Source organism: Rahnella sp. JUb53 (genome assembly GCF_004346065.1).
GTDB lineage: Bacteria > Pseudomonadota > Gammaproteobacteria > Enterobacterales > Enterobacteriaceae > Rahnella > Rahnella variigena.
The window spans coordinates 497,449-520,597 of sequence record NZ_SLYT01000002.1 but is presented as its reverse complement, the minus strand read 5'-3'; the positions used below and the strand labels follow the sequence as shown (position 1 = coordinate 520,597).

21 protein-coding genes are annotated in these 23,149 nt (G+C 51.7%); 3 read left to right on the top strand and 18 right to left on the bottom strand.

Annotated features, from left to right (window positions below):
• Position 1 precedes the first annotated feature (1 nt).
• Positions 2-658 (top strand): DUF2807 domain-containing protein, encoded by a 657-nt coding sequence (locus EC840_RS06930; RefSeq protein ID WP_132964620.1) that lies wholly within the window; start codon positions 2-4, stop codon positions 656-658.
• On the opposite strand, the gene EC840_RS06925 is transcribed toward EC840_RS06930, so the two are convergent.
• Genes EC840_RS06925 through EC840_RS06900 form a run of 6 tightly spaced genes read right to left on the bottom strand, consistent with a single transcriptional unit; the run spans position 638 to position 8,533 of the window.
• Positions 638-1,354 carry a 4'-phosphopantetheinyl transferase superfamily protein gene (locus EC840_RS06925; RefSeq protein ID WP_129639585.1) on the bottom strand — a complete coding sequence of 239 codons (717 nt, stop codon included), beginning with the start codon at positions 1,352-1,354 and terminating at the stop codon, positions 638-640. The genes EC840_RS06930 and EC840_RS06925 overlap by 21 nt on opposite strands.
• Positions 1,311-2,624 carry an ATP-binding protein gene (locus EC840_RS06920; protein WP_129639586.1) on the bottom strand — a complete coding sequence of 438 codons (1,314 nt, stop codon included), beginning with the start codon at positions 2,622-2,624 and terminating at the stop codon, positions 1,311-1,313. Before EC840_RS06920 ends, EC840_RS06925 begins: the two co-directional genes overlap by 44 nt.
• The gene (locus tag EC840_RS06915; protein WP_132964618.1) at positions 2,617-4,029 is read right to left on the bottom strand and encodes a sigma-54 dependent transcriptional regulator; all 1,413 of its coding nucleotides are present in this window, start codon (positions 4,027-4,029) and stop codon (positions 2,617-2,619) included. Before EC840_RS06915 ends, EC840_RS06920 begins: the two co-directional genes overlap by 8 nt.
• 47 nt (positions 4,030-4,076) lie before the next feature.
• Complete coding sequence (locus tag EC840_RS06910) at positions 4,077-6,506, bottom strand: ABC transporter permease (RefSeq protein WP_132964616.1); 2,430 nt, start codon at positions 6,504-6,506, stop codon at positions 4,077-4,079.
• Position 6,507: 1 nt separating this feature from the next.
• On the bottom strand, positions 6,508-7,224 hold the full coding sequence (locus EC840_RS06905) for an ABC transporter ATP-binding protein (RefSeq protein ID WP_037033254.1): 717 nt from the start codon (positions 7,222-7,224) through the stop codon (positions 6,508-6,510).
• A gap of 58 nt (positions 7,225-7,282) precedes the next feature.
• A complete protein-coding gene (locus tag EC840_RS06900; protein ID WP_132964614.1) occupies positions 7,283-8,533 on the bottom strand; it encodes an HlyD family efflux transporter periplasmic adaptor subunit in 1,251 nt (416 codons plus the stop codon).
• 430 nt (positions 8,534-8,963) lie between these two features.
• Between EC840_RS06900 and EC840_RS06895 the strand changes: the two genes are divergently transcribed.
• Positions 8,964-9,509 (top strand): AraC family transcriptional regulator, encoded by a 546-nt coding sequence (locus EC840_RS06895; protein WP_132964612.1) that lies wholly within the window; start codon positions 8,964-8,966, stop codon positions 9,507-9,509.
• Positions 9,510-9,512: 3 nt separating this feature from the next.
• Here EC840_RS06895 and EC840_RS06890 read toward each other — a convergent pair whose 3' ends face one another.
• The 12 genes from EC840_RS06890 to EC840_RS06835 form a co-directional block, all read right to left on the bottom strand.
• Positions 9,513-10,568, bottom strand: coding sequence for an alpha/beta hydrolase (locus EC840_RS06890; protein WP_132964610.1), 1,056 nt, complete (start codon positions 10,566-10,568; stop codon positions 9,513-9,515).
• Entirely contained in the window at positions 10,558-11,910 is a 1,353-nt protein-coding gene (locus EC840_RS06885; RefSeq protein WP_129639592.1) for an MATE family efflux transporter, read from the bottom strand. Before EC840_RS06885 ends, EC840_RS06890 begins: the two co-directional genes overlap by 11 nt.
• The gene (locus EC840_RS06880; RefSeq protein ID WP_129639593.1) at positions 11,907-12,548 is read right to left on the bottom strand and encodes a hypothetical protein; all 642 of its coding nucleotides are present in this window, start codon (positions 12,546-12,548) and stop codon (positions 11,907-11,909) included. The genes EC840_RS06885 and EC840_RS06880 overlap by 4 nt, the downstream gene beginning before the upstream one ends.
• Positions 12,541-12,801, bottom strand: coding sequence for a phosphopantetheine-binding protein (locus EC840_RS06875; protein ID WP_129639594.1), 261 nt, complete (start codon positions 12,799-12,801; stop codon positions 12,541-12,543). Before EC840_RS06875 ends, EC840_RS06880 begins: the two co-directional genes overlap by 8 nt.
• Complete coding sequence (locus EC840_RS06870; protein WP_129639595.1) at positions 12,776-13,735, bottom strand: 3-oxoacyl-[acyl-carrier-protein] synthase III C-terminal domain-containing protein; 960 nt, start codon at positions 13,733-13,735, stop codon at positions 12,776-12,778. The genes EC840_RS06875 and EC840_RS06870 overlap by 26 nt, the downstream gene beginning before the upstream one ends.
• 181 nt (positions 13,736-13,916) lie before the next feature.
• Positions 13,917-15,716 carry an ABC transporter ATP-binding protein gene (locus EC840_RS06865; RefSeq protein WP_132964608.1) on the bottom strand — a complete coding sequence of 600 codons (1,800 nt, stop codon included), beginning with the start codon at positions 15,714-15,716 and terminating at the stop codon, positions 13,917-13,919.
• A 2-nt stretch (positions 15,717-15,718) separates the two neighbouring features.
• Positions 15,719-16,636, bottom strand: a complete 918-nt coding sequence (locus EC840_RS06860; RefSeq protein ID WP_132964606.1) for an ABC transporter permease — start codon at positions 16,634-16,636, stop codon at positions 15,719-15,721.
• Entirely contained in the window at positions 16,636-17,610 is a 975-nt protein-coding gene (locus EC840_RS06855; protein WP_113876545.1) for an ABC transporter permease, read from the bottom strand. The genes EC840_RS06860 and EC840_RS06855 overlap by 1 nt, the downstream gene beginning before the upstream one ends.
• On the bottom strand, positions 17,607-18,569 hold the full coding sequence (locus EC840_RS06850) for a nucleoside hydrolase (protein ID WP_132964604.1): 963 nt from the start codon (positions 18,567-18,569) through the stop codon (positions 17,607-17,609). Before EC840_RS06850 ends, EC840_RS06855 begins: the two co-directional genes overlap by 4 nt.
• Positions 18,570-18,572: 3 nt before the next feature.
• Complete coding sequence (locus tag EC840_RS06845; protein ID WP_113876546.1) at positions 18,573-19,523, bottom strand: nucleoside hydrolase; 951 nt, start codon at positions 19,521-19,523, stop codon at positions 18,573-18,575.
• Positions 19,520-20,404 (bottom strand): dihydrodipicolinate synthase family protein, encoded by an 885-nt coding sequence (locus EC840_RS06840; protein ID WP_129639599.1) that lies wholly within the window; start codon positions 20,402-20,404, stop codon positions 19,520-19,522. The genes EC840_RS06845 and EC840_RS06840 overlap by 4 nt, the downstream gene beginning before the upstream one ends.
• Before the next feature lie 90 nt (positions 20,405-20,494).
• Positions 20,495-22,060 (bottom strand): ABC transporter substrate-binding protein, encoded by a 1,566-nt coding sequence (locus EC840_RS06835; RefSeq protein ID WP_132964602.1) that lies wholly within the window; start codon positions 22,058-22,060, stop codon positions 20,495-20,497.
• A gap of 141 nt (positions 22,061-22,201) precedes the next feature.
• On the opposite strand from EC840_RS06835, the gene EC840_RS06830 reads away from it, so the two are divergent.
• Positions 22,202-23,089 (top strand): LysR family transcriptional regulator, encoded by an 888-nt coding sequence (locus EC840_RS06830; RefSeq protein WP_132964600.1) that lies wholly within the window; start codon positions 22,202-22,204, stop codon positions 23,087-23,089.
• The last annotated feature ends 60 nt before the right edge of the window (positions 23,090-23,149 follow it).

Here is a 23,149-nt window from a genome sequence, read left to right as displayed (position 1 = left end):
GATGAAAAAGACCCTCCTGACGCTTACCCTGTTCGCCTGTGTCACCAGCACTTCTGCCTTCGCGGCAGAAAAAACATTTCCCCTGGAAGCCTTTAGCGCAGTAGAAGCCAGACAGGGCATTAATCTCACCATTAAGTGTGTCGCGACACCGTCTATGGTGGTTTCAGGTTCACAAGACACGTTGAATAAATTGAAAGTCACCAACAACCGTCACGCGTTATTGCTGGTCAATGATGCCGCCGAAAATGATCGTTTTATCTCGCATACGCTGGATATCACCCTGTATACCAGCGGCCCGCTGAACAGCCTGGCAGGAAAAGCCGGTGTTAAAATAGCGGCGCCGGCCTGTGCGGTGGATCCTAAAACACTGGCCGTTTCCGGCAGCATGGGCACGGAAATCCTGGCGGAAGGCAAAACGGCTGAGCTGAATCTGGATCTGGCCATGGGCGGGAGTTTTAACAAGAAGCCGCAGGATTTTACGGCGGAATCGGCTAACGTGCGCATGAGCATGGGCGCGGAATCTTCGCTGTGCCATATTCCCAAAATTCAGGGCACGCTGGCGGCGGGCGCACGTGTTTCCGTCAGCGCCTCTGCACAGGTGGATACCGGTGCCGCCAGCTCGTTTGCCAGCGAGATTTCAAATTCCGGCTGCGCGTAATGACGGCTTAAGTTCTTCCTGATAAACAAAGGCTTGCCATCTGACCGGCAGGTCTTTTTGCACAGAACAGGCGCCATACGCCAGACAATATACGCCATCGTCTTCAATCAGCCGGTGATGTAACAGGCCGGTTTCGTCCTGATGCGCACCGGACACCTGCGTAATGCCGCAGTGTTGCGGGATGGCACAAAAACCGGCCAGCGGCTGCGTAAGGCCGGTTCCCCGCGCTTTGAGCCACGCTTCCTTCACACTCCACAACCGGGTAAACCGCAGCAGGTAATCGGCCTCATCTTCTGCCAGCCAGCGCTGTTCATCAGGGTGGAAAAACCGGCGGGCGATGGCTTTTTTCACCTCCACTTTGCCGCTGACTTTTTCCAGATCGACCCCGACCTCAACCCCGCGACACAGCACTATCGCCGCCGATGTTCCACTGTGGGATAAGTTAAAGCGCAACTGAGGAAAATCAGGCAGCCAGGGTTTACCTTCAGGGGTTCTTGCGATAATTAACTGCGTATCGGTCACCGGTAAGCAGCTTGTCAGCACCTGTCGCAGCCAGCACTGCGCCTGCTGTCGCAGCAGTTTGCCCGACAGCGAAGGCGCAAAGTGACGGATCAGGCAAAGTCCTTCGCCGGTCTTCAGTTCAGGGAGGGGATCACAGCGGTAAATTGAGGGTAACACGGCAACCGGTGCGGTCATGGCGATTCTCCAGAGACAGATACCCGCCATGACTTTCAGCGATTTGCCGGCACAAAATCAATCCAATGCCACTGCCGTTAGGTTTGGTGGTATAGAAAGGAACAAACAGATTTTTGGGGTTGGTCAGCCCGACCCCTTGGTCAAGAATAGTCACAAACAGACGCCCTTTTTCCTCTGACCATTCAATGCAAACCGGCGCCGTGGTATCGCTCATAGCCTCATCGGCATTTTTAATCAGGTTGATGAGCAACTGATGGATTTGCACCCGGTCGACATCCACTATCAGCGGCGCGGGGCCTTTCAGGGTAATTTTACGGTGCGCGAACAACAGCGGCAGTTCCGCAATCAGGGCGGCGAAATCAAGCGGTGCTTTAACAGGAGGCGCGAGCTTACTCAACTGGCGGTAGCTGCTGACAAAAGCGATAAGCTCTTTCGCCCGGCGGTTGATAAGATCGATACCTTCCGCAAAGCCCTCCGGCAGGTTTTCTGTATGGCGGCGATAGTGCTGCTGGAGCATCTGGCTGATAGAGGCAATCGGGCTCAGTGAATTGTTTATTTCATGGCTGATCACGCGCAGCAGATTTTGCCAGGCTTTTTGTTCTTCCTGACGCAGCATGTCATCAACGTCACTGACAAACAGCAACACGTTTTGGATCCCGTCAACCATATAGGTATCACTGGACACTTTATAACGACCGGGACGCCCTTCATGATGAGACTCTACCGGATGTTCCCGGTTCGCATTTTGCAACAGCGTATCAAGTTGCCAGTGGCTGGATTTCTCGCCGATCAGCTTTTCCAGCGAGGTACCCAGCATCCGCGAGGCCGCATCGTTACACCAGACCAGCCGGTTATTACCGTCAATTGCGAAAATGGCCACGGTGATATTAGAAATCACTTTTTGCAGCAGAAAATCCATTTCTCTTTGCTGCTGGCGGTGGCGTGATAACTGACCGGAAATCGCGTTGATCTGTTCAATGACGCCTTCAAACACCCCTTCCCCGCTGGTCACGCCGCGAAGGCTAAAATCTTCCTGCTCAACGGCTTCTAACAGGTTAGAAATCACATTGATTTTATAGAGAAGCTGCTGGAAAAAGTGATAGGAAAAATACACTAAGGTGACGCACAGGATAAAGAGCGTGAGACATTTCAGGTACAAAGACTGCTGCGGGAAACACCACAGCAGCAAATAGGCAACAACGCCCCCGAGCGGGGACAAACTGCACAGGATTAAATGACGTGACTCAAAGGATCGAAAAAGTTTACTCATGACAGATTTTTAATTTATCCAGTCGTCGGTAAAAAGCGCTGCGACTCAGCCCTAACGATTCAGCCGCTTTCACTGCATTTCCGTCATAGTGACGCAGGCGTTGTAAAAGCACCGTTTCTTCCACTTCTGCCAGCGTGCCCGTTTCGAGTGGTGTCACCGGCTTTTGCTGTAACGCGTGACCGGTGTTTTGCCCCTTCACCGGCAGTGGCAGGCAAAGATCCGCCAGGTCGATCGTATTATTGCGGCAAAGCAATACACCGCGCTCGAGCAGATGGCTCAGTTCGCGGATATTGCCCGGCCATGAATATTCATGCAGCCCTTGCCGCGCCATCGCCGATAATATCGGTTTAGGTTTATTGTACTTGCGGGCAAACCGTTGCAGGAAACGTTCGGCCAGCGGCTCAATATCTTCCTGCCGTTCACGGAGCGGCGGTAACGGAATTTGTATGACATTCAGCCGGTAAAGCAAATCCTGCCGGAACCTTCCTTCCACCACGGCTTTTTCAAGATCTGTATTGGTGGCCGCAATGATCCGGCATTGGGTGGTTTGTGTCCGCGATGAACCCACGCGTTCGAACTGCCGCTCTTCCAGGACGCGCAGTAATTTTACCTGCTGGGACAACGGCAAATTGCCAATTTCATCGAGGAATAATGTGCCTTTATCGGCCAGTTCAAAGCGGCCAATGCGGTTTTCCCGCGCATCGGTAAACGCGCCTTTCACATGTCCGAACATTTCACTTTCAAACAACTGCTCATTGATGCACCCCATGTTGACTTCAACAATGCTGTGCTCACGGCGGGAGGATAACTGATGTATGTAGCGGGCGAGCAGGCTTTTGCCGGTGCCATTTTCACCCAGGATCAGGATGCTGGTATCCGTACCCGCCACAGTTTCAACCACGTTGATCAACTGTTTCATGGCCTGAGAGCGGACAACCCATTCATTGCCCATGTCATCTTCAAGCGCCATTTTCAGCAGCTTATTTTCTTCTCTCAGGCAATTCCCGGAGCGTCTCGCCTGACTCAATGCGATCTGTTGCTGAACAATGCTTAACAGGCGTTCGTTATCCCACGGTTTTTGGATAAAATCCGCCGCGCCGGCCCGCATGGCGCTGACGATGATATCAACGCTTCCCCAACCGGTCATTGCCACGGCAGGCAGGCAGTCATCAAATTTCTTTAACTCCTCCAGCAGTTGCAAGCCTTCCAGACCCGACGTGGTGTCTTTCTGAAAGTTCATGTCCATCAACACCAGATCAAAGGACTTTGCGGACAAATGTGACAATAAACGGTCAGCCTGCGTTTCCAGCGTCACGTCATACCCTTCCAGACGGAGCAGCATGTCAAGGCTGGTCAAAATGCCCGCGTCATCATCAATAACAAGAATTCGTTTTTTTTCGTTCATTAAAGCATCCGGCTTGTGCCGCCGCACCCGTCAGGCGCGGCGACAAATTATTCGTAGCGAATGGCATCCGCAGGCGACATACGAATGGCACGGCGGGAAGGCAACCAGACCGCTAACGCCACAATCAAAGAGATCATAAGGGCGACGCCCCAGAAGAGCAGTGCAAAGGAGGTATGCCCGTTGCCCAATATACGCGTCAGCTTGGGTGCGACAAAGAAGGCAAGAGGCAGCCCGATAATCAGCCCAATACCTAATTGCTTACTGCCCTGCAGCATCAGCATCCGCAACAGAACCCCTTCCGTGGCCCCCATTGCCATACGCACGCCGATCTCCTGAATACGTTGATTTATCACATTGCGCATCACCGCATAAATACCGGTAGCGGCCAGTATTACCGCGACAACGCCAAAGAGCATAAAGAGGTTGGCGATGAAATGCAGCCCGGCGGTATTTCTGGCCAGACGCTGATTTAGCGTTTGCACCTGATTGACCGATAGCGTGCTGTCAATCTGGCGTACCGCATTGATAAGCGCAGGCCCTAACGTATCAGGATTCTGAGCCCCGAGCACCAGCGTTAATGAAGCCGCCGGTATTTGCGTCAGCGAGCGATAAACCGTGACCCGCTGACGAAACGCGCTGAAAGGCCGGCCATGAATAACGTTGGGCACCACACCGATAACCGTGAACCAGCGCTGATCATCCGAATCACGAAAACGCAGACGTTTACCGATCACATCCCGTTCACCTGGCCAGAACTGCTCCGCAAACGACTGGCTGACCACCACAACGGGTTGCGAGTCCTGCGTGTCAGTGCTGGCAAACTCCCTTCCGGCTACCGGCGTGATGCCCATTGCCACCAGGCTTCCGGGCATCACTTGTACATCATTAACCAGAGGATAAGACCAGCGCTCTTTGCTGTTGTTACTCGCCGAATCGATATCCACCTGACGGGGAACGGTAAATTGTCCGACGGCACTGGTGGTGATGGCCGTTTTTTCAACCCCAGGAATCCCGCTGAGGGACGATTGCAGACGCTGGTAGAACAGGACCCGGCTCGCATCATCAGGATACTGGTTGGCATTGAGATTAATCTGGCCGGTGAGATAGCCCTGCGTCGCCACCCCGTAATCGGCCCGGGTTGCCTGATAGACCAGCAGCGCCAGCAACGCACTGATACACAAAATGGAACAGGATAATCCGACTTCAAACGTGACCAGAATACGGGAAACCCTGCCAGCTCCGCGGCTTTGTGCGCCCCGCGTTCCGTCACGCAGCACATCGTTGAAATTACCGTGGGTGATTTTCCAGGCAGGTAACGCACTGGTAACGACAGCGGTCATGATGACCAGTACTAATGCATTGAGGATCATGACGTTATCCAGTGACAAATGCCACCAGAACGGAATTTTGTTCGGCACGAAAGTCGGAAGTAACGTATTAGTGATCTCCAGTCCCCATGCGGCAAGCAGAACGGCAATGACGCCCGAGAAGGCGCAGATAAATAAGCTTTCCCACATCATTTGCATGACCAGACGACCGGAAGGTGATCCCAGGGCGACACGGATAGCGATTTCTTTTGAACGCTCTGTGGTTCTGGCCAGCAACAAATTGCCGACATTGCAACACGCCAGCACAAGAACAAAAGCGACGGCAAAAAGCATGACGATGAATATCGGCATGGTCTCTTCACCCATGAAATTTTCCTGGAACGTCAGTACCTGAGCCGATAGCCCTTTATTGCTTTCAGGATACTCAGAGGCCAGCGACTGCATCACCTGAGCGAGGTCACGGTCAGCGTCAGCGAGCGGAACACCGGGTTTCAGGCGCGCATAAACCGACACTTCCGGCGCACCTTTGCGGACCAGATACTGTGAGGGATCCAGCTTAGAAGGCAGCCAGAGATCATGAAAGAAAGGAAAGGCAAAATTGGCGGGCATGATCCCCACAATGCGTGTATGTATGCCATTAATCAGCACATCACGGCCAATAAGCTGTGCATCGGCAGCAAAGTAGTTTTGCCACATGCCATAGCTGATGACGGCAACAGGCGTCGCGCCGGGCTGGACATCTTCACTGTTCAGCACTCTGCCACGATAGGGCTCGACGCCAGCGTAAGAAAACATCCCCGGCGTGTTACGGATCGCCATATAAGAAACCGCTTTCGTACCGTCACTGATATCGGCACGTTCCGCATAAAAATAACCGACATCATTGAGCGTGGTATTGCGCGCCTTGATGTCCTTGTAGTCGAGGAAGTTGACCCCGGAATCACTCAGACTGACGCCATTGACCGTCGGGTTAATTAACACCATGTTTTTCCCGTCCGGATAAGGAAGTGGCGTAAACATGATGGTATTAATCACTGAAAACATATAAAGCGTCAGTGCCAGACCACAGGACATGATCAGCACCGTGATGAAGGTAAATGACGGACTTTTGAGTAGCAGACGTAAGGCATATCGGATATCAAAAAGCATTTTATGCTTCCTTTATCAGGGTCAGTTCCCGTGCCACATGTCCGTCTCCGACGACCTGTCCGTCCGAGAGTACAATGCTGCGTTGCGCCCGTTCGGCTGAACGCGGGTCATGGGTTACGATGCAAATCGTGGCCCCTTCCTGATGCAACTTATCGAGTATATTCAGCACCGCCTCGGCATTGTGGGAATCCAGGTTACCTGTCGGTTCATCCGCCAGAATAATGGAAGGATTGCCCACGATAGCCCGCGCAACGGCTACACGCTGCTGCTGTCCGCCGGAAAGCTGTGAAGGATAATGCCGTCCCCGGTGGGACATATTGACCTTGTCTAATGCCTCCGCCACCCTCTGCTGCCGTTCAGTCTTAGAAATATCCTTACGGTAAGTCAGTGGCAGGGAAACATTTTCCTCAATGGTTAAATCGCTGATGAGATTAAATGACTGGAAGATGAAGCCGATATCGCGATTTCTTACCAGAGCACGCTGCTTTTTAGAAATATTTTCTACATTATGCCCGGCCAGTTGATAGGTGCCGGTAGAAGCCACATCCAGCAGCCCCAGAATCGATAACAGCGTTGATTTTCCGCAGCCTGATGGCCCGGAAATCGCCACGTATTCTCCTTTGGAAATGCTCAGCGTAATCTTGCTCAGGGCGTGTGTCTCAATTTCATCCGTCAAAAATATCTTATTCACATCAGTGAGTTCTACCAGTGATTCCATTATTTTCATCTCCATCGCTTTATCCAATTAGCAGGCGTCTTTTGCAGGTGAGCCGGCATCATTTAGTAATCTCAATCTGATCTGCCCCTTGCCAGGCGCTGCCGTCACTGAGAATAATTTTATCTCCCGCACGTAACCCGCTGGTCACCTGAATATAATCCGCAGATCCTTGCCCAAAGTTGACCTTCATTTTAGTCGCTGAACGTTCCTTATCATCGAGCCGGTAAAGCATCGAAGGTAAATTATTCTGTGCGAACGGTGGGCGCTCAACGTACAGGGAATCATTAATTTTTGTCACTGCGATTAAACCATCCACGCTCAGATCGGGACGGGCTTCTTGCGGCAGCGGCTGAGTAAACGTCACATCCACTTTAACGGTGCCATTGGTCACCGCAGGATCAACACGTGATAACACGCCGGTAAACTGGCTGCGCCCGGTGTTAATGGTCACCTGTTGCCCGACGGCAAGATCGCGGGACTGTAATTCCGGCACTTTGAGTTCAGCGTAAAGTTCCTTCTCTTTTGCCAGACGGGCGATACTGGTTCCGGTGGTGACCCGCTGCCCGACCTGGACTTTCACATCCTGCAAAACTCCCTCTATCGGTGAGGTGACATTCAGCGAATCGACTTCCTGCTGGCTCAGCAGCACCAGCGATTCCAGTTTGTTAAGACGCATCGCGCTGGCTTTGATATCAGCATCAATACTCAGCTTGAGCGTTTTTAATCGTTTTTCCTCAAGCACAACCTGCTGGCGATATTGTTCAGTATTAATACGGGTTGTTTCGTATTCCAGCATCGGCACTGCCGCAATATATTTCTTTTGCGCAGCAAGCCGCATTGTAGAGCTGAGTAGCCGGCTTTTCGCATCCAGAACCAGCGCTTCCTGACTCAGAATTTTATTTTGTAATTCTGCATTCGTCGCATCAGTCTCAGCCCGGCGGGCATCCAGCTCGAGCCGGTTTTCCTGTAATTTCTGTTCCAGCGTAGGGTTACTCATTCTCACCAATAACTGGCCCTTACTCACCTTCATGCCGGGTTTGTAGATAACCTCTTCCACACGGGCATCGACATTAGCGGCAACCCAATTGATATCACGCGGTAACAGTACCCCGTTACCCCGCACTTCAACCGAGAAATTTCCATATTGCACCTGCCCGACTGCGATACTCCCGCGGGAGATCTGATAAGGCGAAAACCGGTAATTATAGATTGCCGCTAACGTGGCTAAAAAAAATGCTCCCGCAACCAAAAATTTGCGGTACCGCTTCAGTATCAATTTATTCCCGGGTTGCGGGATTGAAATGTCCATAATAATACCTTTTCTGATAACTCCTTACTGGTGAGCACAAATCGTGCCAATGTTTAAAATTTTATTAAATCACTGATTTTTAATATTTTTTTTAGGAAGTCACAAAACAGACCTTTTCCCTTCCTCATTTTCTATCTCATTAATGGAACGAAAAACGGGACGGCATGGCCTGATTGTCTGTTTTTCCCTGCGTCGTCCCACTCATATCAGTCATTCCCGAAACTGGGATATTAAATCAGTTAAATTTATGAACGCGTTTCGAAAATGGGATTTTACGTTTCCCATAACAGGAATGAATAATAATATCCATTATAAACAACAAGTTGAAACAAATAAAAACATGGCATAGTAATTGCTTAACCCCCTATGGGGTCAGTATTCCACTTTTAAAAAATGTTCATCACTCATTAATTACGCAGAAGGGGTGTGTATGTGGGAACGCAAACTATCGAACGCTGAAAAAACTCTTTTTACACAAAAAATAACCGAGGATCTGGATAATCGTCATTTGACTGTCTATGGGAAACACGCTCATACAGAAAAAGCCTTATGCATTGTTAAGATTATTAATTATATGCTGGAGAATATTTCTGACGAGATCACACTGGAAGATCTGGAAAAAATATGTGGTAAAACCCGTTTTGATATTTGCCGCATATTCAAACATTTCTATGATGTCACTCCCATAAAGTGGATGTGGAAAGTCAGGCTGGCGCTGGCCAGAGAATTTATCCATTTAGCCCCTGAATGGTCATTAACGGACATCAGTTATGCTTGCGGATTTTCGTCACTGCCGCATTTTTCCCGAAGTTTCAGCAAGACCTATAACGAGTCTCCGCTCAAATTTAAGCAGAATGTCATCCGGACAATGCGCCCGGAAATTAAAAAAGAGTCTTCAGATTATGATTTCATTTTCGGGGTCCAAAGAAACAATTTTTCAAGAAGCATGTTAATCAGTAACCTGCATTGCTTATAATTATCAAAAAGATTTCCTATGCCACTTTTTATTATTCACTACACGCAATATAAGTTTAGGTTCACGAAAAGATGAAAAGTCCTCATGCAGGGTATCTCTCAGGAAATCTGAAATATAATTAAATACAGCAGGGTCACGTAATGCGCCGTTGTGGCCCTTTCCTTCTGTCACGATCAATTCGCTTTTCTTCAACGAATGGCTCAGTATTACCGCTTCATCCAGTTCAATACTGAGATCATTCTTATCATGTAATATCATGACCGGTTGTGTTATTGAGCCGATAAGCTCCGGACCAATAGCATCAGGATGAACACCATAGCGGTGCTGGTAAAGTTTTTTCATTGACACGGCAATACGCTTTGGCAATTTATTATTGCAGACATATCTGTCCATCATTTTTCCGTAGCTGCACGGACTGCCGATTAAAATCATCCGTTTAAAAATTAGCCCCTGCAGGGCGGCCATACAGCCAATTAAGCCGCCGGTCGAATGACCAATAATCACCGAAAAATGACCATAATGGTTTTCCATCTCCATGACGACTCGCGACAAATCATAGAAAGACACTTTTTTTCCGGGAGAAATACCATGTGCGGGAAGATCAGGCGCAAAAACCGCATAGCCTTTTTCCTGCAACCGCTGCGCCATCTGCCGTAACATAATACTCCGCCCATCCCACCCGTGAAGGAGCAACACTTTTTCAGCCTGCGGTTCCGCCTGAGGATAAATGAAGACCTTAACAAAAGATTTACGCCAAAAAAGCTCATCCTGCACGCAGCGACTAAGCAGCATGATTTCCCCCTGTTTATAGGGTAAAGGTCGGGTCTTTTCGAAAAGACGTAATGCGTATAATGCTGAAAGATAGGAAGACATGGCATGTAGGGAATATAAATCGAATAAACTAATTAATTTGCATGCCCGTGTATAATGTGTCGCAGGTCTTATTTTGGCTTTCATCAGTAACGTCGGACGCAATCGCATAATGACCAAAATTCTCAGGTAATTTTGGTGAACCAGCGATAGAAATAAAAGGACGGGATAAAAGAAGCTATAAAACATTCTCACTCCCTATTTTATTGGCCAGTCGCCAGTACTCCCTGCCGAATGCAATAAAGTACACCACATTAAAGACAATAATCAGATTCATGATAGTGTGCAGTTGTGAAAATTTATCCCAACCCACCAGTAAGGTGATAACGGTCAGTAATTCAATGAGTACGGTTAACACCAGTACCCGTCGGGCCTGTTCTAATTGTTCCAGTAATGCCTGAAGCGAGGCGACAAAAGAAGTCAGGAAAAACGTCGGTAACAGAATTAGTAAAATCTGGCTGCTGACGTCCTGAATCACTCTGTCACCGGACAGAATTTTTATCAGGCTGGTCTCGGTAAAATAAACACCCGATGTCAGCAGAAGGTAAATAATACAAATAAAGGCCAACCCGCGGTGCAGCAATCGTTTTAACTCTTCACCACTACTGATGGCCAGTCGCTGGTTAATTAATATCGCCAGCGCGGATCCACAAGCCACAGCGGGGATGACAATAAACATTCGGATCTTAGTCACAATTAAAAAACCGGCGACATATTGCTCACCCAGAGTGCCGATTAATGGGAATATCAGCAGTGAACTGAAAAACAGCACCACTAGCGAGGCAAAAATGGGCATGCCTACCTGAAACAAAAGTCCGCTGAGACGCGGAATAAAAGCCCCTGGCCGGTCATCTTGCGCATTGCGGCCTGTGCGCCATACCAGCCAAAGCGCGACAGGGATAAGCAGAGCCGAAGCCAGCGCGTTGGAGATAATAATCGAATTAAAACCTAATCCGTAAACCTGATAGCCGATGTAGCAGATCAGCGCATTCAGCACGATATACGCGATGACTAACAGCATGCTTAACGCGCTCTTCCCCTGCCCGCGGAGCGCGCTGTTGCACATCTCAAGCTGAATAAAGGGCAACATGGACAGGAAATAGAGCGGTAATGCCGACGAATAAAATGCATTCCCGGCGACCGGCAGCAAGGTCTGTAACAGAGGAGCACAAAGCGCCGTCACGCCGCTCAGCAGTGCCACAATCAGGATACCCAGCGTCGCCAGCAGTGAAGTCGCCGCCAGTACCTTTTGACGCGACCACAAATTCAGTGAACGGGCACTGAAAACCTGATTGGTGATAGCCAGACATTCCAGAATCGCCAGAAATAGAAAGCTGAAAGGCTGGAGCATCGACAGCACATAAATTGAACTGGTTTCTTTGCCGTGCCCCAGGATCGCGGTCTGAATGTTTTGCGAAAATGAGACGGCAATGGCCACGATGATCATCGGCCAGGCTAACTTCAGCAGGTCGGCGATATCCTTGCTCAGGCTATGACGTTGTGGCAACGCCATTTCAGGTGAAGTATTCATACTCTGAGCTCCCGACGTTCCGGCAATGCGGCCATGGCAACGGCTGCGGTTTTCCCATACAGGCTGTAAATCATCATCGAAAGGTAAGAGAGGCTGTGCGTCGAGCCTGATAAATAGCCATGTCCGCCCATCAGTTTTTCTGCCCGGTTGGTCAGCACCGTGAGCTGCCAGTGATCCGCCTCCGGGTCAGCAAAGTCCTGCATCGCAATACGCATCTGCCACTGGAGCAATAACACCTCTGTCTGACTGCTCAGATCGGCGAAATCCGCCTTCACCAACTGGTGTCGGGTCGTTTTTACGCCAAAACTTTTCCTCGCAGATAAATGCTTCCAGCTCACAGCCATGATTTGGCTCAGGAGCCCCAGGCGTGCCGCAAAAGATGCCATAAGCGGGATCGGATCGTCGGGAATGATTTCTTTGCCTGTGTGCTGCAAAGACATGCCGAGTGAAGCCAGAATACGATCAGATTCAGCATGCTGTTCCGCACAGGTTTCACCTTCCGCAGCCAGCAATTGATACCCGCCGCAAAGCACGCCGCTTGCCGGGTCAGCCCATTTCCGGCGCATCTGCCGGAAAGCTTCTGACGGCTCACAGTCCCTGAACAGAAAGTAAAGTCGGGTAAACTCTTCTTCAGACATCAGAGCTCTCCAGCTGCAGGTGCTGCTCAATCCACTGAATAAGTTTTCCGACGGTAGTGAATGCATCCTGGTTGATTTGATCAGGTTCAAACATCAGGCCGGGGATTTTTTCTTCCAGAGTTAATAAGAACTGAACAAATAATACTGAATCGAGGTCCAAATCTTCATTGAAATCGGTTTCCAACGTTATGTTGATTTTTGCAGACATGACATCGTTTAATGCATCATTAACGGCTGACAGAAGTTGTGACATGATTTACCCCATTAATTTCGTTTTTTTCAATCAGGATACAAGACATTGTTATCCCCATCCCCATAGCAACACAGAGTATTCTTTTCCCTTCGAAACCCTTTAATAAAGACGACAAGTTAAATAAAATATCGGAACAATAAGCATGCCCATACACTGATATGTGCTCAGTAAAAAATTCACCCTTAAATTTCAATTTATCGGTAATGCGCCTGAGCATTGGCAAATCTATATTACCCGGAACAATGGCATCTATATGGTCAATGGTAAGGTTAAATTTTTTCAGGACGTAAAGATAAAAGTCATAGTAATCTTGTTCAAGTGATGAGAAAAGTTCCCGCCGTCGGGCAGCCGGAAGCTCTCTGTAATTATTATAAAATGAAGGCAGATGCCGCACGGCAGTGTTGTTGATTTGCCACTGTGAACGTCCCGCATTGAGTAGCATGGCAGCAGGAATTTCCGCCATAACACTATTATCAAGCTTATTAATATCACTGTGGAAAGCCTTTTCACCCGTAATAAGGATCATCGGCAGCTGACTTTTTATTACCCTGCTCTTCAACAAATGAATCGCCGACAAAGCGGAGGCACAATGATTCAGACTCACGGTTAATTTTTCCCAGTGCCCTATTCCGCAACAGGTCGCTATCTCATCAAGCCAGCGGGCATCAAAGAAAGTATTATGCGTTTGTGTTTTTGCATAAACCAAATACCCCTGGCCTTTAGCAATATCTCGCTTTCCTTCCATCAGCGTTGAAAGGGTTTCCTGTAACATCTGTGTATGGTTACCCGAAAACATTCCCACTGAGTTCAGAGAGTAATAACGTTCAAGTACCTTTCGCGCGCCTGCTTTTAAATTATGAGATGATTCAAGCGTACTTAATGGCCTTAAAGAAATGCGACCAGGCAACCAGCATAATTCATTAAGTGGCAACATATTTTCTCACAGAGAATTATTTTAGAATTATTATAAACGCAGTCCATAATCCCAGAAAAAAAACGTTTTTTTTGCCTGCAATTGCTTAAAGGGCATGAATTCCCATTTTTGAATCCCAAAAATGGAATGTGGAAGAGATTTCAGAATAAAGTACGGGAAGAGCATCAAATAAACGCCACTGTTAAAGTTGCACAAAATGCCCGTCACTGACTTCACGATAATGACGCGCCGGCGGCTCATAGGTGGCCGGACGGAGCGGGCTGGCGAGTTCTTCCGGCACCACAGTGCGTTTACGGTGAACATCCGGATCAGGCACCGGCACGGCGGCCAGCAGTTTACGGGTATACGCGTGCTGCGGATTATCGAAGACATCGGCACGCGAACCGATTTCAACGATTTCGCCCAGATACATGACCGCCACACGGTGGCTGATGCGCTCAACGACGGCCATATCGTGTGAGATAAACAGATACGAAAGGCCAAGTTCCTGCTGAAGATCGAGCATCAGATTGATCACCTGCGCTTTGACCGACACATCCAGCGCTGACACGGCCTCATCGGCGATGATCATTTTCGGTTCCAGCGCCAGCGCACGGGCAATGCAGATGCGCTGCCGCTGTCCGCCGGAAAACTGATGCGGGAATCGCGTCGCCATAGTGCTTTGCAATCCCACCTGTTCCAGCAGTTGCGACACGCGATGCTTCGCGCTTTGTGCATCATGCAGCCCGAGGCTTATCATCGGTTCGGCAATCGCCTGGCCGATACGCATTCTCGGGTTCAGGCTTTCGTACGGATCCTGAAAAATCATCTGCGCCTGGGTGCGGATTTCCGCCAGCCGTGCGCTGTCCGCCCGGCGGATGTCTTGTCCGGCAATCAGCACGTCACCGGAGGTGGCTTCGGTGAGGCGTAAAATCGTGCGTCCGGTGGTGGATTTCCCGCAGCCGGATTCGCCGACCAGTGAAAGCGTTTCGCCCTGTTGCAGGCAGAATGACAGGTCTTCCACCGCATGCACCCGTGCAGAAACCCGGCGCAGCAGGCCGGATTTCACATCAAAACGCGTCACCAGATTTTTGACCTCCAGTACCGGCTGACCGGTGCGCAGCGTATCGACAGACTCCGCCACCGGCTGCGGTTCACCGGTTTGCATGTCGGTGAGCGGGAAGCGTTTCGGCAACGTTATTCCCTTCATCGCGCCCAGTCGCGGCACCGCAGAAAGTAATGCGCACGTATAAGGATGTTTGGGCAGATGAAAGATTTCCCGCGTGGTCGCCTGTTCCACGGCTTCACCCCGGTGCATCACCAGCGTGCGGTCCGCCACTTCCGCCACCACGCCCATATCGTGCGTGATGAACAGAACCGACATGCCCTCTTCTTCCTGCAACGATTTAATCAGCGCCAGAATTTGCGCCTGAATAGTGACATCCAGCGCGGTCGTGGGTTCATCTGCAATCAGCAAACGCGGGTTACAGGCCAGCGCGATGGCGATCACCACGCGCTGACGCATACCGCCGGAAAAGCTCAGCGGATATTCATTCAGCCGCGAGGTAGCGGCCGGAATACGCACTTTTTCCAGCAGGCGCACGGCCTCGGCGCGGGCGGTTTTATCGTCCATGCCGCGATGCCGTTTCAACACTTCGGTAATTTGCACGCCGATTTTCAGCACCGGATTCAGGCTGGTCATCGGTTCCTGAAAAATCATGCCGATACGGTTACCGCGAATGCTTTGCATCTGCGCGCGGTTCAGGCTCAGTAAATCCTGGCCGTCAAACCGGATGCGGCCGGAATAACGGGTCTGTTTTTCATCCAGCAAACGCATGACGGACATCGCCGTGACACTTTTACCGGACCCGGATTCACCCACCAGCGCCAGTGTTTCTTTCGGGCCAATCGAGAAGGACAGATCCCGCACCACATTCAGCCATTCGCCGTCCACGGAAAACGCGGTATTCAGCTTATCGACCTGTAAAAGCTTGTTATGCATCATCAATCCTTATTCCGCGGGTTGAGGATGTCGCGCAGGGCGTCACCGACTAAGTTGATGGCGACGATCAGCACCAGCAGCGTGACGCCGGGGAAGAAGCTTATCCAGTAATCACCGGACATCAGGTAATCAAAGCCGTTGGCGATCAGCAGGCCGAGCGACGGTTCGGTGACCGGCAGACCGATGCCGAGAAACGACAACGTGGCTTCAAGCATGATGGCGTAAGCAATGCGCATGGTCGCCACCACAATCAGCGGCGGCAGGCAGTTGGGCAGAATATGGCGGAACAGAATGCGCGGACTGGAAAGCGCCATGCTGCGCGCAGCGTCCACGTAGCTGCGGCGGCGTTCGAGCAGCGCCGAGCCACGAATGGTGCGTGCGTAATACGCCCATTGTATGACCACCAGCGCCAGAATGATTTTATCGACACCCTGCCCGAGCACCGCCAGTAAAATCAGCGCAATCAGTATCGGCGGAAAGCTCAGCTGGATATCGACAATGCGCATGATCAGCGCGTCCGTTTTACCACCAACATAAGCGCTGACTAGCCCTAAAGCCGCGCCGAGGGTCAGCGCAATCACCGCGCTGGAAACGCCGACCAGCAGGCTGGTACGCGTGCCGTACAAAATAGCACTGAGTAAATCGCGCCCCTGGTCGTCGGTGCCGAGCCAGTAAATCATCCCGCTCAGGCTGGCGGTGCCCGGTTTCAGGCGGCCATCCATGATATCGAGCTGCGCTAAATCATACGGATTTTGCGGCGAAATCCACGGTGCCAGCGCGGAGAGCACAATGGCGATGCCTAAAATGATCAGACCGCACAATGAGAATTTATTGCGCAGCAGCGCACGCGCAGTGTTGTAAAACGCCGAATGCGGTTTGCCCTGAACGGTGCTGCGCGAGTGAACGGATTCAGACGCCATCAGTTCTCACTCCCCAGCCGGACGCGCGGATCCACCAGCACATACAGCACATCTACCAGCAGGTTAATCAGGCTGAACATCACCACAGTTATCATCAGATAGGCCAGGATCACCGGACGATCCAGCACGGCGATAGAATCAATGATCAGCTTGCCCATGCCCGGCCAGGCGTAAATGGTTTCGGTAACCACGGCGAAAGCAATCAGCGAACCCAGTTCAAGGCCGATGACGGTAATCAGCGGGATCAGGGTATTTTTCAGGACGTGAACCAGCACGATGCGGCTTTCAGATAAGCCCTTGGCGCGGGCAAAACGGATGAAATCCTGTTGCAGGCATTCAAGCACACCGGCTCGCGTCAGGCGGATGATCAGCGAGATTTTGAACAACGCCAGATTGAAGGCGGGCAGGATCAGATGCGCGAGCCCATCGGCGGTAAACAGGCTGAGCGGAACGCCGAAAACGTCCACCGTCGCGCCGCGTCCGGAGGCCGGAAGAACGCCCAGTTTGACGCTGAACAGCATGATCATCATCAGGCCAATCCAGAACGTCGGCAGGCTGAAGCCTAAGATTGAAACGGTCATGATCGACTTCGATAACCAGCCATCAGGGCGCAAACCGGCATACACGCCGAGCGGAATGCCAATCACCAGCGCCAGAATAAAGGCTACCAGCGCCAGCTCGAGCGTGGCGGGCATACGCTGAAAAATCAGGTGCAGCGCGGGCTGATTGTAGATAAAGGAGTTGCCCATATCGCCGTGCAAGGCGTTGACCACGAACAGGCCATATTGCTCCCACACCGGTTTATCGAGGCCAAATGACTGGATCACATTCAGGCGTTCGGCGGGCGTCGCGGTGGTGCTGAGCAGTAAATCCACCGGATTACCGACCAGATACACACCGCCGAAAACCAGCAACGACATCACCAGCAGCGTCAGTAATGTTTGTCCGAAGCGCCCCAGCAGATAACGGCTCATGCCTGTGCGTCGCCATCACGGCTGCTGTATCGTGAAAAAACGCGGCGCATCAGGCTGAAAAAACCGTATTCATCCACTTTTTGCATGACCGTGGCGTTAGGCGGCGTCGACAGTTTGTTCCAGAAATCCGCATAAGTATAACCAGCTGTTTTACCCGAGATTTCTACCCCCACGCGGGCAGGCTGGCCTTCAAACAGACCGGGTTGCAAAAGCCATGCGACGACGGTGGCGTCATGTACCGGCCCGCCTTCCCGGCCAAACCGGTTGAGGTCACTGCGGTCAAACGCATTGAGTAAAGCAGCAACAGATTCGCCCGGTAACCCGCCGTCCTGTTTTAACGCCTCGATATCATCTTTGCTGATCAGCGCCTGGAAGGTCATGTCCAGAGGCATGATGACGAGCGGAACGCCGCTGTTAAACACTTTTTCGGCGGCGTGAGGATCGGCATACACGTTGAATTCCGCCCACGGCACACGATGCCCGAGCGCAGTAAACGCGCAACTCATTGTGACGATGTGCTTAATGCCGCGCGCGACGTCCGGATGCATCCCCAGCGCCAGCGCGATATTGGTCATCGGACCGATGACGCACACCGTGATCGGGCTGTTATCTTGCGCGGCCTGTCGTAAGGTCCGCACCAGAAAATCAACGGCGTGTTCAGCCTGCGGTTGCAGTTCCGTGTCAGGCACCAGTTCATCTTTAAATGCGCCGATGTGCGCATATTTGCCATAAACCTGTTCGCGCACCAGCGGACCGGGTGCGCCGGCAAAAACCGGTATGTGCGTATTGCCGGACAACGCAACAATCTTGCAGGCGTTGCGCACGCTGTTTTTCAGCGCCACATTGCCCGCGACCACGGTCACGCCAAGCACATTAAGTTCCGGCGACGCCAGTGCAAGCCAGATGGCGATGGCGTCATCTACGCCGGGATCGGTGTCAATAATGATGCGCTGGCTCATAGATTATTTCCCGGCATAACGTGAAAGCAGCTCGTAAAACAGCGCAAAAACTTTGTTCGTTTCTACACGTGTGACGATCTCAACGTTGGGCGTCATTCCCGACTTTCCATACCAGTCGGCGACGGTTTGACCCATACACAGTTCGCTGTCGTGCTCGACAAATACCCGGGCTTTTTCGGTGCCGAACAGTTCCGGTGCCAGCACGTAAGCAATCACCAGCGGATCGTGCAATGGCCCGCCACGTGAACCGTAACGGCGCACGTCGTTGCGGTCCCAGAACGCCATTAACTCACCCAGTTGCGCTGAAATCCGTCCTGAGACTTTAATGAATTTCGCCACATGTTCCGGCGTCAGGATCACCTGATGCGTGGCGTCGAGCGGCAACGCGGTAATATTAAGACCTGATGAAAACACAATATGCGCAGCATGCGGATCGGCCAGCATATTGAATTCTGACGTCATGGTGCGGTTACCGGCTTCGCGGTATGCGCCGCCCATTAAAACGACGCGACCGATACCGGCGGCGATGTCAGGTTTCATGCGCAGAGCCGTCGCCATATTGGTCAGCGGCCCGAGTACGCACAGTGTCAGCGGTTGCTGGCTGGCAATCGCCTGCTCGCAGCTATTAATCAGAAAATTAACGGCATGAAGGGATTCAGCGGATTTTTGCGGCGCGGGAAAGGCAGTATTGCCAAGGCCGTTTTCGCCGTGGAACTGGCCGTGGATCGGGGCGCGCAGCATCGGCTGATGACATCCGGCAAACACCGGAATATCCAGCCGGTAACCCAGCTCAGTGATTTGCAGCGCGTTGCGGGTGGTATTCGCCAGCGGCTGATTGCCGCACACCGTGCAGATACCGAGAATAGTCAGCTGCGGAGCAACGAACGCGCTGAGCAGCGCAATGGCATCATCAATGCCCGGATCGCAATCAATGATAACCGGAATGGTTTTCACAGCGCCCCCACGGAACGTAAAACCTCAGCGATTTCCTGACGTGCCGCCTCGTTTAACGGCACCTGCGGCGGCAGCGGATCGCCAACCGCAAAGCCCTGCAATTGCAGCGCAGCTTTGATACAACCGGCAATCGAATATTTGGCAAAGATTTCGTTGATGCGCCACAGCGGACGCTGCAACTCCATCGCTTTCTTCCAGTCGCCTTGTTTCGCAGCCTCATAGAGTGCCAGACTTTGCTTTGGCACAATACATGCCGGACCGGCCATCCAGCCCACGCCGCCAATCAGCATCACACACGCCGGAATATGCGCCGATGCGGCAAATACCTGCATCCGTCCCTGCGTGCGTTCGATAATCGACAGCAACCGGCCGGTATTGGTCGAGGCGTCTTTAATATAGTTGATGTTTTCTACGTGGCTCAGTCGCTCGATCACCGGCAGGCTGAGATCAGAACGCTGAAACTGCGGATTGGTGTACAGCACGACCGGCAGTTTTCCTGCGGCAGTCGCGATGGCACGGAAATAATCCTCGACGCCCTGTTCGGGCACCGGGAAATACGCTTCAAGTATCGCCAGAATACCGTCGACACCCAGAGCGGCGTAGCGAGCGGTTTGCGCGACAGCGTCCTGGATGGTGGTGGCTGCAACTCCGGCGATTACCGGAACGCGGCCTCGAGCGGCTTCGACGACGGTTTTCACTATCTCCGTGCGTTGCTCTGCATTGAGATAAGCGAATTCACCTGTACTGCCGAGCGGCGTCAGACCGTGCACGCCGCTGTTAATCAGATGTTCGACCAGCGCTGTTAACACTGGTTTGTCTATCTGGCCGCCATCAGTGACAGGCGAAACCAGATAGGGATACACACCGCTAAAAGAAGTCATAGCTTCTCTCTCTTTTCTTAAACTACTACTTTAGTACAGCCCTGGTGCTGGTGCTGTATTCCCCGCCTGGGTTCGGTCTGCACAATGCGCTTATTGTTTCTCATGCACAAAGTACGGCAACGTATAGCCATCGGAACGGCCAACGTAGGTGTAAGGTGTTTTCATCGCCCAGGTGTATGAAAGGAACAGCAACGGAATAGTGCCTTCGTCTTTCATCGCAATCTCTGTGGCCTGCTGCAACAACTTTTCACGCTGGCCGTCGTCGAGGGTTTCCCGCGCTTTTGCCAGTGTTTTATCAAATTCAGGGTTTGAGTAGCGTCCGCGGTTGCCCTGTCCGCCATTTGGCCCGAAGGTTTCGAGCAACGGCCCCAGCACGCCGGAGGCTTCACCGGTTTCAATCGCCGCGCCGCCCATGATCAGGCTAAAATCGCGTTTGGACGCACGTGAGAAATACACGCTGCCCGGCATGGTCACGACGTCGGTTTTAATGCCGACACGGCTGAACATCTGGCCAAGCGCCTGGGCGATTTTGGAATCGTTAGGATAACGGTCGTTCGATGCATGGAACGTCAGCGTGAAGCCGTCCGGATAACCGGCCTGCGCCAGCAGTTGTTTGGCTTTTGCCGGATCATAGACCGGCGCGGCAATCGACGGCGTATAACCGAAATAGCCTTTTGGCACCAGCTGCGACGCCGGAACGCCCTGCCCGTCCATGATGCGGTCCACAATCGCCTGACGGTTTATCGCCAGCGACATCGCCTCACGCACTTCGCGTTTTTTCAGCGGATTACTGCCATCCGGCCCTTTGGCGAAGGGCGACACATCACGATCCTGATCCGGGTGTAAATACAAAATGCGGTTACCGGCAACGGACTCCAGATGCAGGCTGGTTTGTTTGCCCAGATCCCGTCCGTCCGCGGTCGGCACGCTTTCAATCATATCCACATCACCGGAACGCATCGCGGCGACACGGGCGCTCGGGTTTTTGAACACGCGCAGCGTGACGTTATCCCACTGGGCTTTGCCGCCCCAGTACTGGTCGTTACGCGCCAGCACCACGTTATCGTCCGGCGTCCAGCTGACAAATTTGAACGGGCCGGTACCGATGACGTCTTTCCCTTCATTAAGGGTTTGCGATCCGACCGTTTCAAGACGCGCCGGTAAAATAGCGACACGACTTAAGTTATTGAGTAATAGAGGTGTTGGCGCTTTGGTGACAATTCTCACCGTTAAAGGATTCACTTCGGTGACATCGGCGATGTCATTCACGTACGGCGTATAAGCACTCGGGCTGTTTTTCGACGCCAGCGCCACGCGTTTCACGCTGGCAATCACATCTTTGGCGGTGAAATCGCTGCCGTCGTGGAATTTCACGCCGGGCCGCAGGGCAAATTCCCATGTGGTGTCGTTAATCACTTTCCATGACACCGCGAGCGCAGGCGTGATGTGTTGTTTTTCGTCCTGATTTACCAGACCGTCAAAAATATTACGCGCCATGGCGCTGTTGGCACCACCGACATAAAATTGCGGATCCATTGAAGTGGTTGACGCGGCAAGGCCGATTTTTAGATCAGCAGCCTGTGCAGAGATGGTATGAAAAACGAAAAGCGTGGCCAGTGCTGAGGAAAGCACTCCTGCCAGAACGGACTTTCTCATGCATTTAACCCTTAATTATTTTAGATTTTCAGGCAATGTGTGTCAGATCGTAAATTGGAGTCTAGGGGGTGGACTTCTGAATTGAAAATTGTATTTTGTGTTACATCCATAAACAAATGTTATGGATTCTGAGGATATATTATGAAAATTAATCCCCGTCAGGTCGAAGCTTTTCACAAAGTGATCCTGACAGGTAGCATTACCGCAGCCGCGAATATGATGAACATTACCCAGCCTGCGGTGAGCCGGCTGATCCGCGACTTTGAATATGCCGTGGATCTGAAGCTGTTTGACCGCGACGGTCGCGGATTGATCGCGCGTGACGACGCCATCAAGCTGTACCGCGAAGTCGAGCGTTTGTATCTCGGACTTGAACATATTTCACATATCGCCGACGAAATCCGTCATTCCAAAGGCAGCGTATTGCGCATTGGTTCAGTGGCAGCGTTATCGGCGCTGTGCGTCGAGCATATTCTCCCGCCGCTGATTGAGAGTATTGGCGATATCTCGCTGTTTCTGGACATCGAAAGCACGACGCATATCACCGATGTCGTCACCAGCAATCAGTACGACGTTGGGTTCATTTTCGGCAAGCCGGATGTGAAAGGTCTGGAAGCGGAAATGCTGGCACGGGCAAAAGCGGTTGCTGTGATGTCGCCGCGCCATCCGCTGGCGAAACAAGACGTGGTGACTGCGATGGATCTGACGCGCTACCGCCCTATTATTCCCGGACGCAAGACGCCGCTTCGCGAACAGCTTGATCAGGTGATGAGCCGCCTGGACCTATATCTCAACAATCCGATCGAAACCTCGCTCAATAACTGTTGTGTGATGGCAGGTAACAACCTGGGCGTCGGCGTGGTAGATTTCATCACCGCCCGCAGCCATAAAAGTGATCTGGTGCTCAAACCCTTTTCACCGGATATCAGCATTGCCTATCTGGCCGTTTTCCCGCCGCAGATCCCGAAAAGTCGTCTGGTGGAACATATCACTAAAGAAATGAAGACCTTAATCGAAGGCTATTTGTAAAACTTCCCGTCAGGTTCACCGAATTCGTACCAATGAGTCCACAATGTTACATTTCAGTCA

What these genes read in the sequence shown, in the direction of transcription:
- EC840_RS06895 (WP_132964612.1), top strand. Translation starts at nt 8,964, where the DNA reads ATGTGGGAACGCAAACTATCGAACGCTGAAAAAACTCTTTTTACACAA.
- EC840_RS06890 (WP_132964610.1), bottom strand. Translation starts at nt 10,568, where the DNA reads ATGTTTTATAGCTTCTTTTATCCCGTCCTTTTATTTCTATCGCTGGTT.
- EC840_RS06850 (WP_132964604.1), bottom strand. Translation starts at nt 18,569, where the DNA reads ATGAGCCAGCGCATCATTATTGACACCGATCCCGGCGTAGATGACGCC.
- EC840_RS06925 (WP_129639585.1), bottom strand. Translation starts at nt 1,354, where the DNA reads ATGACCGCACCGGTTGCCGTGTTACCCTCAATTTACCGCTGTGATCCC.
- EC840_RS06875 (WP_129639594.1), bottom strand. Translation starts at nt 12,801, where the DNA reads ATGTCACAACTTCTGTCAGCCGTTAATGATGCATTAAACGATGTCATG.
- EC840_RS06920 (WP_129639586.1), bottom strand. Translation starts at nt 2,624, where the DNA reads ATGAGTAAACTTTTTCGATCCTTTGAGTCACGTCATTTAATCCTGTGC.
- EC840_RS06855 (WP_113876545.1), bottom strand. Translation starts at nt 17,610, where the DNA reads ATGAGCCGTTATCTGCTGGGGCGCTTCGGACAAACATTACTGACGCTG.
- EC840_RS06840 (WP_129639599.1), bottom strand. Translation starts at nt 20,404, where the DNA reads ATGACTTCTTTTAGCGGTGTGTATCCCTATCTGGTTTCGCCTGTCACT.
- EC840_RS06835 (WP_132964602.1), bottom strand. Translation starts at nt 22,060, where the DNA reads ATGAGAAAGTCCGTTCTGGCAGGAGTGCTTTCCTCAGCACTGGCCACG.
- EC840_RS06870 (WP_129639595.1), bottom strand. Translation starts at nt 13,735, where the DNA reads ATGTTGCCACTTAATGAATTATGCTGGTTGCCTGGTCGCATTTCTTTA.
- EC840_RS06880 (WP_129639593.1), bottom strand. Translation starts at nt 12,548, where the DNA reads ATGTCTGAAGAAGAGTTTACCCGACTTTACTTTCTGTTCAGGGACTGT.
- EC840_RS06865 (WP_132964608.1), bottom strand. Translation starts at nt 15,716, where the DNA reads ATGCATAACAAGCTTTTACAGGTCGATAAGCTGAATACCGCGTTTTCC.
- EC840_RS06915 (WP_132964618.1), bottom strand. Translation starts at nt 4,029, where the DNA reads ATGAACGAAAAAAAACGAATTCTTGTTATTGATGATGACGCGGGCATT.
- EC840_RS06930 (WP_132964620.1), top strand. Translation starts at nt 2, where the DNA reads ATGAAAAAGACCCTCCTGACGCTTACCCTGTTCGCCTGTGTCACCAGC.
- EC840_RS06910 (WP_132964616.1), bottom strand. Translation starts at nt 6,506, where the DNA reads ATGCTTTTTGATATCCGATATGCCTTACGTCTGCTACTCAAAAGTCCG.
- EC840_RS06830 (WP_132964600.1), top strand. Translation starts at nt 22,202, where the DNA reads ATGAAAATTAATCCCCGTCAGGTCGAAGCTTTTCACAAAGTGATCCTG.
- EC840_RS06860 (WP_132964606.1), bottom strand. Translation starts at nt 16,636, where the DNA reads ATGGCGTCTGAATCCGTTCACTCGCGCAGCACCGTTCAGGGCAAACCG.
- EC840_RS06905 (WP_037033254.1), bottom strand. Translation starts at nt 7,224, where the DNA reads ATGGAATCACTGGTAGAACTCACTGATGTGAATAAGATATTTTTGACG.
- EC840_RS06900 (WP_132964614.1), bottom strand. Translation starts at nt 8,533, where the DNA reads ATGGACATTTCAATCCCGCAACCCGGGAATAAATTGATACTGAAGCGG.
- EC840_RS06885 (WP_129639592.1), bottom strand. Translation starts at nt 11,910, where the DNA reads ATGAATACTTCACCTGAAATGGCGTTGCCACAACGTCATAGCCTGAGC.